The organism is Asaia sp. HumB (genome assembly GCF_030263835.1).
Classification (GTDB): Bacteria; Pseudomonadota; Alphaproteobacteria; order Acetobacterales; family Acetobacteraceae; genus Asaia; species Asaia bogorensis.
Genome location: NZ_JARPML010000002.1, coordinates 2,639,997 through 2,652,552 on the forward strand (window position 1 = coordinate 2,639,997; position 12,556 = coordinate 2,652,552).

A 12,556-nucleotide genomic window follows, 5' to 3' on the forward strand; every position below is an offset into this window, starting at 1 on the left:
TGCCATCGCATCATTCCGCTTTCCTAATGGCCGATAACATGACGCATGTCGTCCCCGAAATGATGAAGCGCGTCCTTCGTGGACATGTGCCGCCTGTGGCCGTTTTCGGAGACAATCGTGACGGTGGCTGTCATGCCCGCTGCCAGATGCAAATCAGGCGGGAGTTTGTCGATATGGATACGCACTGGAATACGCTGTGCGAGCCTTACCCATGTGTAGACCGGGTCCACCGACGGCAGGCCCTGTGTTGCGGTCGAGGCATTCATGCTTGAAATGCCGCGGGTGATGCTCTCGACGTGGCCGAACACGGGATGATGGCCGCCCATAAGATCCATCCGGACAGGGTCGCCAATCTCGATATTATGGACCTTGGTCTCCTCGAAATAGCCGTCGACCCAGTAGGAGGCGGAATCGATGATCTGAATATTCACATGGCCGGCTGTGGCAAAATCGCCGGGCCGCATGAGCAGGTTTGTCACGTAGCCATCGATCGAACTGTGCACGATCGTCCGCTCCAGATCGATGCGGGCCTGTCTGAGGGCTGCCTGAGCGGCATCATACTGGGCACGGGCTTGAGCGGCGGCGGCGGCATATTGCTGTTTTTCCTCGCCCGATACAGCAACCCCCGGGATGATCCGACGCCGCTGGAACTGCGAATTCCTGAAATCGAGATCGGCCTTGCGCTCGGCCAGATTGGCTTCGGCGGAGGCGACACGCACCTTGAAGTCGAAAGGATCGATGACATAGAGCACGTCGCCCCGATGCACGAATTCGTTATCCTGCACCCGAATCTCGATAATTTCGCCTGAAACACGCGGCGCCATGTTCACGACCTGCGCGCGGACCTGCCCGTTACGGGTCCAGGGGGCTGCGGTATAGTAATCCCACAGGATCACGATAACGATCCCGGCGACCACAAGGATCGACAGGGTGATGAACCACCGGATCAGGCGGGAGGCGCGAGCGAGCACGAGCGGATTACCTTCACAAAAGCCAGGTATAAAGGCCAAGCAGACAGACAAGCAGGCCGAATTGCGCGAGTGGCGGATTCCAGAAAAAACGCCACAGATTGAGACGGCCGAAGCACCAGCGCACAATGGCCAGCGTGAGGAGAGCGAGAAACAGATTGGCGACAAAGGCCGAGACGAGAACGCCTTCGAGGTCGATGACTTCACTCATATCCATCACCCGTGTCGCGTGTGGAAATCCCGCCTACCATCGCCGACGCCCCAGGCCGAAATGGCGCAAGGTCGAGCGATTATCCTCAAGTGTGGACCGCACTGCCTCAAGACTGCCCGCGCAGAGCACGGCCAGATTGCGCTCATGATCGCGCGCCGTGCGTGCGATATCGAGAAAGCGGTTGCTGATTTGTGGCAGAGCATGACCAAGCGTGGGAAACGAAGCGGTGTTGATCAGCCCATGTGCTTCAGTGGCGAGAAGGCGCAGGCGCGGCGAGGCCGCAGCCTCATCCAGATAATGACGCACCCGCGCCAGCGTGGTGGCGAGATCTTCCAGCATGACCAGGCGATTAAAGACATGGCGGTTGACGCGGCGATGCGCGTCCATGCGTTTTGTCCAGGTCAGCAATTGCGAGAGCCTGTCATATTTGAGGCTGAGCAAACGCGCCCCGGCTGGTTTCCCGTTTCCATGCAGCTGGGCCTCGAGATCCTGACCGATTGAGGCAGCAATACGAAAACGCCGGCTTTTGGGCGTGGGAGAGAACAGCAGGACCAGAATGACGAAGGCAACGACACCCGAGATCAGATAGAAAATATTGCGCGAGATGAAGGCGAGCGGATCGTAATCCTGATGATTGCTCAGACCGAGGATGATGGGGAAAAACGCCCCGTAATTGAACCCGATGGCACTTGTGCGGGCGTTCATCAGCATGACGCAGGCAAAGATCGTGTGGGGCAGAAAGACCAGGGCCAGTGCACCGAAAGCAGCGATATGCGGAAGCACGAAATAATTCATGACGATGGCCACAGCCACGGCCAATGAGAGGCCGAGTATTGCCCCCATGCCGAATTGGGAGGTGTCGAGCGCGGTGGACGCCAGAGTCAAGATCAGCGCGGCCTGTGACAGAGCCGCCATGGAGGCAGGCTGATCGCTGGCGATGCAAAGCCCGGCGGTGATCGAGAATCCCAGCAGGACCCGTAGCGCGTTGATGAAAGCGGCGACATGATCGGCATGCTGGCCGAGCTGTGCCAGTTTGAGAGCGTTCCCTGCCGGGGTGGCGTGCTGCAGCGTATCGATGCCCGTCGCGATATGAAGCCGGTTGCTCAGCATGACGGCGCTGCGCTCCAGAAAATGCGCATCATGGGCGTCGGGGTGATAATCCGGTGCTTCCGCCTGCATGGTGTCCATCAGGGAGCCAACCGTTTCGTAACGGTCGCTATTGTCCTCACGTAACTCATGCCATGCCAGCACGTGACGATGCGCGAGAGCCGAGACACTCTTGTGACGCAGGATATGGGCGATGGCGCGTCCCGACCCAAGGACGGTGAGCATACCGATAATCGCAAGACGCGCTCCGGCGCTACGCCGCGTTGAGCGGTCGATCTCGGTACGGGCATAGGTAATTTGGGCCGAAAGCGAGAGAATCTCGCCTGCGATAGCGGTGGTCTCCATCGCATCTGGCACGGAATCGCCCCGCATGGCATCGCGTCCGAAAGCCCGGATCTGACCCGCCTTGGCCTCAAGACTATCCGCCAGTTTCTGCCACGCCTTGGGCGAGCCGGTAAGCATGTTGACGAAGGCCACAGAGGCGATGCCAATCGCCACACAGCTTGCGCGGGAAAGGGCGACGTCAAACACATTCTGCGGTGTGTCGATCACGTTGATGGCGACCAGAGCGATCGTGTAACCGGCGAGCAGCGCACCATAGGAACGGAAATGGCGTTCCAGCGACCCGATATAGGTGCAGCCTGCCAGCCACAGCGCGCATCCACCCAGCATCATGCCGCGATCCTGGCTGAAACAGGCGATGAGCAGGATGGAAGCACCCACGCCAAGTGCCGTGCCAACCAGCCGGTAGAGCGCCTTGGAGAGGGCCTGTCCGCGCAGGGGCTGGGTAATGATCATGACGGTGACGGCGGCACCAGCAGGAGAGTCGAGCTGCGCCCAGAAGGCGGTGGCAAGGGCGAGGCAGACTGCCGCCCAGCTGCGCAGGGAAAAACCGATCCAGCCGGGCGGGAAGGGTGGGTTGGGCAGATCGGCGGGGACGGGCCACCAGCGTATGCGTGTTTCCACCCCCTCTGACATGTGCCTCCAACCCGAAATCTGACGCGCGCAATAGGAACGCCCCGTAGGCTCAGAAGGTCAAGCACGCAGGGGCCTGATGCAGACCGGGAAATCCTTTGTCAGATACGGGTCTGTAATGGTGCCCCCGTTGCGGGCGGCCGTTTGTGCTTTTGGGAGGATATCGACAGGCTGTCCTGTGATCGAAGGCCGCCATGACGTCAGGCGATGTCAGGATAGACGCCGTGACGCGGACAAGCCGGCGACCATCTGAGGGGATCACCCGGAGGCGGGTCTCCGGAAACGCTCCAGCTTTCTCGAAGCGTCAGGAGACGTTCGATTGCCGCCGTCTCGGATTGTCTCCTGATATCACGAGTATCCCCGACACTTGGCGTGGCTATGCGTGAGAAGGGTGCTTACGCGTCACCCTGTGCCATACGGGATACGAGAAGCTGGTTGATGCGGAAACCATCCACATCGACGACCTCGAAGCGGTATCCCGCAGCCTCGACCCGGTCGGCCTTGCGGGCCATGCGGCGCAGTCGGTGCATGACGAAACCACCGATTGTGTGAAACAGATCGCGTTCGGCGTCGAGGTTGATATCGAGCTCACGGAATACGTCTCCAATGGGCGCCGCGCCGTCGATAAGCCACGAATTTGCGTCACGTCGCACAATGGCCTGCTCTTCAAACGGGCTTGCCAGTCCGTCCATAAGCGCGCCCATGATGTCCTTGAAGGTGATAAGACCGACTACCAGACCGTATTCATTCACAATCAGCGCAAAGCCTGCACCATGCGAGTCGAACTGCGCCAGTGTGTCCCACAAATTCAGCGTGTCGGGCAGCGAAAGTGTGTCACGACGCATCCGGAAAATCTGGTTGGTAATGGGCTGGCTCGGATCGGTGTAGGCCGGCACCTCATCCACGACCGCTACCAGAACGTCCTCGGCGCGGATCGAGCCAATCACGTGATCGAGACCGCCATCGCAGAGCGGATAGCGCGAATACGGGCGGATACGCACCTTGTCGCGCTGGGATTCAAGGCTCTCCTGCACGTCGAGAAAAACGATCTCGTCTCGTGGGGTCATGGCCGAGGTGACAGAGCGATCCTGCAGCGCCAGAACGTTCTGGATCAGCTGATGCTCTTTCTCCTGCAATACGCCGGATGCCGTACCTGCGGCCAGCATGGCGTTCAGATCCTCAGGCGTAACGGGCTCAACGGCAGAGGCTGCCGGGATGCGCAACAGGGTGAGCAGCCAGTCTGAAATCACCGAGAAAATCCAGACGGCGGGGTAGAGCACTCTCAGGGCGCCGGTAAGGAACCAGCCGACACGCAGCGCCACACGGTCCGGATTGTTCAGGGCAATACGTTTTGGCAGCAGATCGGCAAACAGGACAAACAGGCCCGTCACGATCACAAAGGCCAGCGTCGCCGCCGTCTTGGTGGCGACACCTGGTGTCAGCCCGGCCTCGATCAGGGCCGTGCTGAAGGCCGGTGTAAGAAGCTCACTGGAAATTACACCGCCAAGCACGCCCACGGCATTGAGGCAGATTTGCAGGACGGTGATGACCTGTCCGCTATTACGCCGCAGCTTGAGGAAAGCCGCCGCACGGGCGTCACCCTGATCGGCCAGCGCGCGCAGGCGAATGTCACGCGCTGCGGCAAAGGAGATCTCGGAGAGTGATATCAGGATCGAGACGGCAATCGCTGCCACCATGGCCGCGAGGCCCAGAAGCAGCAGCATCATGTGCCTGACTCCTCATTCTGAATGGGCTGGAAAAGGAAGAGCCTGCTTTGATGTTTTTCTTGGCTCATGGCGCAGTATCCGCCCTTAACCGGCTGGCGGCAACCCGGCGATTGCGCGCCAGCCTGCCTCGTCGCAGGTCTCAAGCCCAAGCTCGGCAGCTTTCTTTGCTTTCGATCCGGCTTTTTCACCCAGCACCACCAATCCGGTTTTTTTCGACACGGAATCGCTCACCTGCGCGCCCAGGCGCTCGGCAATCGCCTTCGCTTCAGGGCGGGTCATGTAGTGCAGAGTGCCGGTAAATACGATGGTCTTGCCCGAAAGCGGGCCTTCCTCGGGGCGGGATTCCGGCTCGATTGTGAGTTGCGCCCTTAGATCAGCCAGCGCCTCCACATTATGAGGCTCGGCAAAAAAAGCGAGGAGATCGGCTACGATGCTCTGGCCGATACCCATGATGCTGCCGAGGGCAAGGCGGTCGTCAGAACCGATCATGGCTGCGGCGCGCATAGCGTCGAACCAGGCTTCATAGGTCTGGTAATGGCGCGCCAGAAGCTGGGCATTGCGCTCGCCGATACGCCGTATGCCAAGCCCGAAGAGAAACCGGCTGAAGGGGATGGTACGGCGCTGCTCGATGGCATTGAGCAGATTGCGCGTTGACACCTCGCCCCAGCCTTCACGGTCACGGATGATGTTGGCCTTGTCGCGCAGGCGGAAAATATCGCCGGGCCGGTCGATCAGGCCGATCTCGTGGAACTCGCGTATGGAGCGCTCACCCAGCCCGTCGATATCGAATGCTGGCCGGGAGACGAAATGAATCAGGCGCTCGACAACCTGCGCCTCACAGGTCAAGCCGCCCGTGCAGCGTCGTACAGCCTCGCCTTCGGGGCGCTCTGTCAGGGCGCCACAGACGGGACAATGCGCCGGGAAGATGAAAGCCGGGCCACGCGGCTTGTCCTCGGGGACAGGGCCGAGAATTTGCGGAATGACATCGCCTGCGCGCTGCACACGTACCAGATCGCCGGGGCGGACATCCTTGCGCGCAATTTCGTCTTCGTTATGCAGCGTTGCGCGTGACACGATGACACCGCCGACATTGACCGGCTCCAGATGGGCCGTGGGGGTAAGCGCACCTGTACGCCCCACCTGTATCTCGATTTTTTCCAGTCGCGTGATGGCCTGCTCGGAGGGGAATTTCCATGCAATGGCCCAGCGCGGTGCACGGCCTGCGAAGCCAAGGCGGGTCTGGAGGTCGATATCATCCAGCTTGAAGACGACACCATCGATGTCATAGGGCAGGGATGAGCGTTCGCGGGCGAGATTGGCGATATAACCGGCGATCTCGCTTGCATGGCGGATGCGTGTTGAGAGCGGATTGACCGGGAAGCCCCAACGTTTCAACTGCTCCAGCCAGTCCCAGTGTGTTGCGGCACAGCGTTGGCTCGAAAAGCCCTGCGCATAGGCAAAAAGCGATAGCGGGCGTCTGGCAGTCACGTTGGGGTCAAGCTGGCGCAGTGACCCTGCGGCAGCGTTGCGCGGGTTCGCAAAAACCTTCTGTCCCTGTGCCTGCATTGTCTCGTTGAGCGACAGGAAATCGGCCTTTGCCATGAAGATCTCGCCGCGTATCTCGATCTCCTGCGGGAACTCTCCTTCGAGCTTTTGCGGAATGTCAGCAATGGTTCTCAGATTGGCGGTGACGTCCTCGCCCACCAGCCCGTCACCGCGTGTCGTCCCGCGCAGCAATTCGCCGTTTAGATAGGTAAGGTTGATCGACAGGCCATCGATCTTGGGCTCGGCAACGAAAGTGAGCTGATCGGCCCCCTTGGCATCCAGTCCGAGGAAGCGGGCGGCTTTCGCCACAAAAGCCTCGAATTCCTCGGTATTGAAAGCGTTGTCGAGCGACAGCATGGGTACGCGGTGAGGCTGCTTGCCAAAGGCGTTATCCGGCGCCGCACCAATGCGTTCAGCAATGCCGCCCTCAGTCCTGAGGTCAGGGTGGGCTTCTTCAAGGGCAATAAGCGCCCTTCTGGTCTCGTCATATTCCGCATCTGACACTTCAGGGGCGTCGTCGCGGTAATAGGCGTCGTTCCAGCGCGCAATGAGCGCCGCTAATCTGGCGTGCTCACGGGCGGGGGTATCAGTCATCACTCTTGTTCCAGCAGGCTGTCAGCGGCCGTACGCGCGGCATCCGTTATGGTCTCGCCAGCCAGCATACGCGCGATCTCCTCGCGGCGTTCCTCGGCTGAGAGTTTTTCTGCAAGGGTTTCTGTCCTGTCCTTTCGGATACGCTTGCTGATGCGCAGATGCTGGTCGCCACGCGCCGCAACCTGCGGGCTGTGGGTGACGACAAGGACCTGTACATCCTGCGCCACACGGTGCAGGCGGTCACCGATGGACGAGGCCGTAGCCCCGCCAACGCCGGAATCCACTTCGTCGAAAACCAGCGTGGGTATGGCCGAGCGTTCGGCAAGCACGACCTTCAGAGCCAGCATGAGGCGCGATAGTTCGCCGCCCGAGGCCACCTTGGCCAGTGGGCCAGGCGGTTGGCCCGGATTGGCGGCGATCAGGAAGGACGCCTGCTCCTTGCCACGCAGGTTCCAGGCCTCCGGCGCAAGTGGCGTGAGCGAAACAATGAATTTGGCGCGCTCGAGCCTGACCGGCTTGAGTTCGGCCATGACAGCGGTCTCAAGCCGACGCGCAGCGCGCTCGCGTATCTGGCTGAGTTTCTCTGCTTCTGTGGCAAACACCTCGCGCGCGGCCTGCGTTTCCGCCATCAGCTGATCAATACGGGCATTGCCTGAATCCAGCGCTTCAAGGCGGGCCTGAAGGCTCGCCAGCAGAGCGGCCAGCTCATTGACCGCCACACCATGCTTGCGACCCGCTGCACGCAGGGCAAACAGACGTTCTTCGGTTTCCTCAAGCAGGCGGGGGTCGGTGTCTGCATCAGCGGCGAGACGGGAAAGCAGGGTTTCAGCTTCGGCAAGCGCCTCTTCGGCTTTTTCCAGAGCCTCGAGTGCCTCCTGCGCCTGGGCCTGCTGCGCGGAATGGGCAACGGGGTCGTCGCCGGGGGAGGGTAGCAGGCGGGCCAGCGTGCGGCTGGCATTGCGCAGGGCGGCGGCGGGGGTGGCAGAGCGACGGTCACGCGGTGTCAGCTCGGACAGGGCCGCTGCAATGGCCTCGCCACGTCGTTCGTTTTGCTGCAGGCCGATACGCAGCGCAGCCAGTTGCTCTTCCTCATCTTCCTGCGGGGCAAGAACGCTGAGATCATCAACTGCCTGTCTCAGCCAGTCCTCCTCACGCCGCGTCGCTTCCATTTCAGACTGCGCTGCGGCGAGTGCTGCTGTGAGTTCGATCCAGCGACGATAGGCGCGAGCCACGGCCTCGCGAGCACTGCGATCCACGCCAAAAGCGTCGAGCAGATCGAGATGGGTTGCCTGATCCGCCAGACCCATCTGGTCGTGCTGGCCCTGGATTTCGACCAGAAGAGCCGCGATGCGACGCAACAGCCCAACGCCAATGGGCTGATCGTTCACATAGGCCCGCGACCGCGCATCCGCAGTGACCGTGCGCCGGAGCACAAGCGGTTCATGCGGGTCATCAAGGGCAATGCCCTGTTCGGCAAGAAGCTGATGGACAGGGTGACCATTGGGAATATCGAAACAGGCGGAAACGCCAGCCTGATCTGCCCCGGCACGGACCAGCCCGCCGCTGGCGCGGTCTCCCAGAGCCAGTCCAAGGGAGTCGAGAAGGATGGACTTGCCCGCCCCGGTTTCACCCGTAAGGACCGTCAGTCCCGGATGAAAAGGCAGATCGAGCCTCTCGATCAGAACGACATCGCGTATCGAGAGGTGAGTCAGCATGCAAGGCGGTCCTGATGTGTCAGTCTGGAAACATCGCTGGCGGCGGCAGATCGCGCCAGCGTCCTTGTCTCGTCCGGATCAGAAAACCGAGTGCCACATGCGGCCGAAGAGACCGCGCTGCTTGCCACCCGGCGCGACGCTATGATCGGGCAAGAGATCGCGGTTGCGCAGCAGGTTGTAGCTGTAACGATACCATTGGCTGTTAGGATAGTTGTAACCCAGAACCGAAGCCGATTTGCGTGCCTCGTCGACCAGACCCAGTTCAAGGCTGACCTCGACGATGCGTTCGAGCGCTTCAGCGACGTGATTGGTCGTCTGGAAGTCGTTCACGACGCGCTGGTAGCGGCCAAGAGCCGCCTCGTAGTTGTGCTGCTGCTGGTAGTAGCGGCCGACGAGCATTTCCTTACCGGCAAGATGGTCGCGGCAAAGGTCGATCTTCAGCTGGGCGTCGCGGGCATAGGCCGTCTGTGGGAAGCGTGTCACGACCTCCTCAAGAGCGTTCAGGGCTTCGATCGTACCCTGCTGGTCACGCTGCACTTCGGCAATCTGTTCGTAGTAGCAAAGAGCGCGCAGGTAGTAGGCATAAGCGGCGTCAGGGCTGGTGGGGTGGAGGAGCAGGTAGCGCTCAAGCTGCTGGACTGAAAGTGCATACTCACCCTGCAGGTAATAGGCATAGCCTTCCATCAGCTCGGCATTACCGACATAGCCCGAATAGGGGTAGTTCTGCTGCAGGAGTTCGAATTCGCCACTGGCCAGCGTGTAGCGCTTCGAATGAAGGGCATCGATGCCGTAATTATACAGCGTCTCGGCACTGGCGACCTTCGGTGCCTTGAACTCTTCCTTGTTGGAAAAGAGCGAGCAGCCGCTCAAAAGCACAAAGCTGCCGGCCGTCAGGACGCTAACGACGCGCTGACGCTTCGAGGCAGGAGGTACGTGACGTTCTGTATTCTGGTGCATGCCGACTCTTCCACTGACGAACGGTCTTATATCACGCCTGACCATTCGCGGAAGTCCTGGGCGCACGAGATCGTTTCTCTTACGCTGCTGCGTGTATTTCGCTTCTGTTTCGAGCGGTCTGACCTGCCAGACGCCAGTTTTCACCGGAGGAAAAAAGGGAGCGCAAGAGACGGTTGTTCAATCCATGGCCCGATTTATGGCCCATGAAACCAGCCTTGAGCGTATGCCCGGCCAGATAGAGATCGCCCACGGCATCCATGAGCTTGTGACGCACGAATTCCTTGGGATGACGCAGCCCGCAAGGATTGAGCACCGTATCGCCTTCCACAACGATGGCATTATGCAGAGAGCCGCCACGGGCGAGACCCATCTTCTGAAGGGTCTCGATTTCCTTACGCTCAACAAACGTACGGCAATACCCCACTTCCTGGCGGAAGCGGTCGAGGGTGAAGGGCATGGCATGGCGCTGATGGCCGATCGCGCCGGCCGTGAAATCGATCGACATGGCGAGGACGAAGCCAGCCCGTGCGGGGCGAAGCTCGGCAAAGGCTCCGTTATCGTCTTCCACACGAACGGTGCGGAGAACCTCGATCACGACGCGTGCAACATCCTGCTCGGTCTTGCCCGCGCACTGGATCAGGAAATCGAATTCGGCAGCTGAACCATCAAGTACCGGTGTTTCCGGGCCATCGATATCGATCAGGGCATTGTCGATACCGTTGGCGTGCAGGGCGGCCATCAGATGTTCGATTGTTGCAACGCGGATATCTGGCGCATCGGCACGGGCGATCACCGTGCTGAGCCGTGTGCACACCACATTGTCGTAGCGCGCTGGGATCGGCAGGGCATCGGGAAGATCGCTTCTGCGGAAAACGATACCGTGGTTCACAGGGGCAGGGCGCAGGGTCATGCGCACCTGATGGCCACTATGGAGCCCAATACCGACGCAGGTGATGGGCTGCTTGAGCGTGCATTGGAGCACGGTCTGCGCGTTGGTGCTGAAGGGGCTCAAAAAATCGGCTGAATTCTTGAAAACTGAGGGAGGCACGATCGATGCTTTGAACGGTGTTTCGGCCGTGATCTGCATGATGCAATGCTCTCCCAAATTACCGAAACGTTATGTTTCGGTCCTGAAGAAAGCTCTACCCGTTAAAGGGGCAGGCAGACCAGTCAATGTTTGTTGCCATTCATTACGGCCTAAGGCTCTGAAACTGCACGTAAAAATCAGTTTCAGAGCGTGGCTTTGTGTCAGATATCAGCGACCCTGATCGCGACGGAGAAAAGCAGGAATGTCGAGACCGTTTTCTTCGCTGTTGTCGTGGCTCGAAACAGGACGTGAAGGCTCGGCGCGTTCGACCACGGTGGGTTCATTACGCGGTGCCTCGTTATGCTCGGTATAGCTCGACTGGGCCGGACGCCCGCGAAGTGCCCCCGTCACGATGCCAAACAGGCTGCGTGGCTGAGACTGGGGTTCGGGCGCGGGACGCTGTCCCTGATCAGAAAACAGGCCTGATCGCGGGGAAGGCGCAGGCTGCGGCGTCGCCTTTGCTGCCTGGGGCGGCACTGAATGGGGTGACGGGGCCGCGCTGGCGGGGGCCTGCGTTTCAAGACCATAATGCGGTTGCTGGCGCGCATAAGTCGAGGCCGGCTGGAAGGGCTGCTGGTTGGCGTTGGTCGTGACTTCCGCACCGTCCGGGACGACAGGCGCTTCCTGCACGGACTCGACCGGCGGCTGGATCTCTTCAGGCTCAGGGGCACGGCTGCCATCAATACCTGTCGCGACCACCGACACGCGGATACGTCCGTTAAGTGACGAATCGATGGCCGAACCCCAGATGATCGTGGCGTCATCGGCCACTTCCTGTCGGATACGCTCTGCGGCCTGGTCGACTTCATAGAGGGTGAGGTCGTCACCACCGGTGATGTTGATCAGCAGGCCGCGTGCGCCGGACATGGACGAATCGTCGAGAAGCGGGTTCGAAATGGCACGATTGGCGGCTTCGAGTGCGCGATCTTCACCCTCGGCTTCACCTGTCCCCATCATGGCCTTGCCCATTTCCGCCATGACGGTGCGGATATCGGCAAAGTCGAGATTGATCAGTCCGGGTGCCAGCATGAGATCGGTCACGCCGCGCACGCCCATATAGAGCACCTCGTCAGCCATCTTGAAGGCTTCACGCAGGGTGGTGTGCATGGTTGCCATGCGGAACAGGTTCTGGTTCGGAATGACGATCAGGGTATCGACATATTGCTGAAGCTCGGCAATGCCTGCCTCGGCCACTTTCTTGCGTCGTGCACCCTCGAAGCCGAAAGGTGTGCTGACCACGCCAACTGTGAGAATTTTGCGATCGCGCGCCATCTTGGCGATGACAGGCGCCGCGCCTGTTCCAGTGCCGCCACCCATGCCGGCTGTAACGAAAACCATGTGTGCGCCATCGATATGGCGGCTGATTTCTTCTGCAGCTTCCTCGGCAGCGGCCTTGCCGATTTCCGGCTTGGCGCCTGCACCGAGGCCCTGTGTAAGATGAGGGCCAAGCTGCACACGGCGTTCTGCCCGTGAACCTGCTAAAGCCTGCGCATCCGTATTGGCCACAACGAATTCGACGCCCTGCAACTGCATCTCGATCATGTTGTTGACGGCATTCATGCCACCGCCACCAACGCCGATAACGGTGATGCGCGGAGAGAAATCAGAGTAGTTGTATTGCGGGGCAGTGAGATTGAGCGTCATGGCGTAATCCGGATAGGGCTGGTATC

The 12,556-nt window shown here is 60.4% G+C and carries 9 protein-coding genes; all 9 read right to left on the bottom strand.

Annotated elements, in window-relative coordinates; genetic code table 11:
* Positions 1–23: 23 nt before the first annotated feature.
* The 9 genes from P5689_RS13000 to ftsZ all read right to left on the bottom strand — a co-directional run bounded on the left by P5689_RS13000 (position 24) and on the right by ftsZ (position 12,530).
* Positions 24–971, bottom strand: coding sequence for an HlyD family secretion protein (locus P5689_RS13000; protein WP_285533484.1), 948 nt, complete (start codon positions 969–971; stop codon positions 24–26).
* A gap of 13 nt (positions 972–984) precedes the next feature.
* Positions 985–1,179 carry a DUF1656 domain-containing protein gene (locus tag P5689_RS13005; protein WP_023978594.1) on the bottom strand — a complete coding sequence of 65 codons (195 nt, stop codon included), beginning with the start codon at positions 1,177–1,179 and terminating at the stop codon, positions 985–987.
* A 33-nt stretch (positions 1,180–1,212) separates the two neighbouring features.
* The gene (locus tag P5689_RS13010; RefSeq protein ID WP_285533486.1) at positions 1,213–3,264 is read right to left on the bottom strand and encodes an FUSC family protein; all 2,052 of its coding nucleotides are present in this window, start codon (positions 3,262–3,264) and stop codon (positions 1,213–1,215) included.
* Between the two features lie 392 nt (positions 3,265–3,656).
* The gene (locus P5689_RS13015; RefSeq protein ID WP_205206752.1) at positions 3,657–4,988 is read right to left on the bottom strand and encodes a hemolysin family protein; all 1,332 of its coding nucleotides are present in this window, start codon (positions 4,986–4,988) and stop codon (positions 3,657–3,659) included.
* Positions 4,989–5,072: 84 nt separating this feature from the next.
* The gene (gene ligA, locus P5689_RS13020) at positions 5,073–7,127 is read right to left on the bottom strand and encodes an NAD-dependent DNA ligase LigA (RefSeq protein ID WP_285533487.1); all 2,055 of its coding nucleotides are present in this window, start codon (positions 7,125–7,127) and stop codon (positions 5,073–5,075) included.
* A complete protein-coding gene (recN, locus tag P5689_RS13025) occupies positions 7,127–8,842 on the bottom strand; it encodes a DNA repair protein RecN (RefSeq protein ID WP_023977577.1) in 1,716 nt (571 codons plus the stop codon). The genes ligA and recN overlap by 1 nt, the downstream gene beginning before the upstream one ends.
* Before the next feature lie 78 nt (positions 8,843–8,920).
* A complete protein-coding gene (locus P5689_RS13030; RefSeq protein WP_023977576.1) occupies positions 8,921–9,799 on the bottom strand; it encodes an outer membrane protein assembly factor BamD in 879 nt (292 codons plus the stop codon).
* 79 nt (positions 9,800–9,878) lie between these two features.
* Positions 9,879–10,886 (bottom strand): UDP-3-O-acyl-N-acetylglucosamine deacetylase, encoded by a 1,008-nt coding sequence (gene lpxC, locus P5689_RS13035; RefSeq protein WP_081866797.1) that lies wholly within the window; start codon positions 10,884–10,886, stop codon positions 9,879–9,881.
* A gap of 168 nt (positions 10,887–11,054) precedes the next feature.
* Entirely contained in the window at positions 11,055–12,530 is a 1,476-nt protein-coding gene (gene ftsZ / locus P5689_RS13040; protein ID WP_023977574.1) for a cell division protein FtsZ, read from the bottom strand.
* Between the last annotated feature and the right edge of the window lie 26 nt (positions 12,531–12,556).

Bases quoted from the DNA above. Each gene is read 5' to 3' on its own strand.
- P5689_RS13005 (WP_023978594.1), bottom strand. From the start codon at position 1,179: ATGAGTGAAGTCATCGACCTCGAAGGCGTTCTCGTCTCGGCCTTTGTC.
- P5689_RS13010 (WP_285533486.1), bottom strand. From the start codon at position 3,264: ATGTCAGAGGGGGTGGAAACACGCATACGCTGGTGGCCCGTCCCCGCC.
- P5689_RS13015 (WP_205206752.1), bottom strand. From the start codon at position 4,988: ATGATGCTGCTGCTTCTGGGCCTCGCGGCCATGGTGGCAGCGATTGCC.
- ligA (WP_285533487.1), bottom strand. From the start codon at position 7,127: ATGACTGATACCCCCGCCCGTGAGCACGCCAGATTAGCGGCGCTCATT.
- recN (WP_023977577.1), bottom strand. From the start codon at position 8,842: ATGCTGACTCACCTCTCGATACGCGATGTCGTTCTGATCGAGAGGCTC.
- P5689_RS13030 (WP_023977576.1), bottom strand. From the start codon at position 9,799: ATGCACCAGAATACAGAACGTCACGTACCTCCTGCCTCGAAGCGTCAG.
- lpxC (WP_081866797.1), bottom strand. From the start codon at position 10,886: ATGCAGATCACGGCCGAAACACCGTTCAAAGCATCGATCGTGCCTCCC.
- ftsZ (WP_023977574.1), bottom strand. From the start codon at position 12,530: ATGACGCTCAATCTCACTGCCCCGCAATACAACTACTCTGATTTCTCT.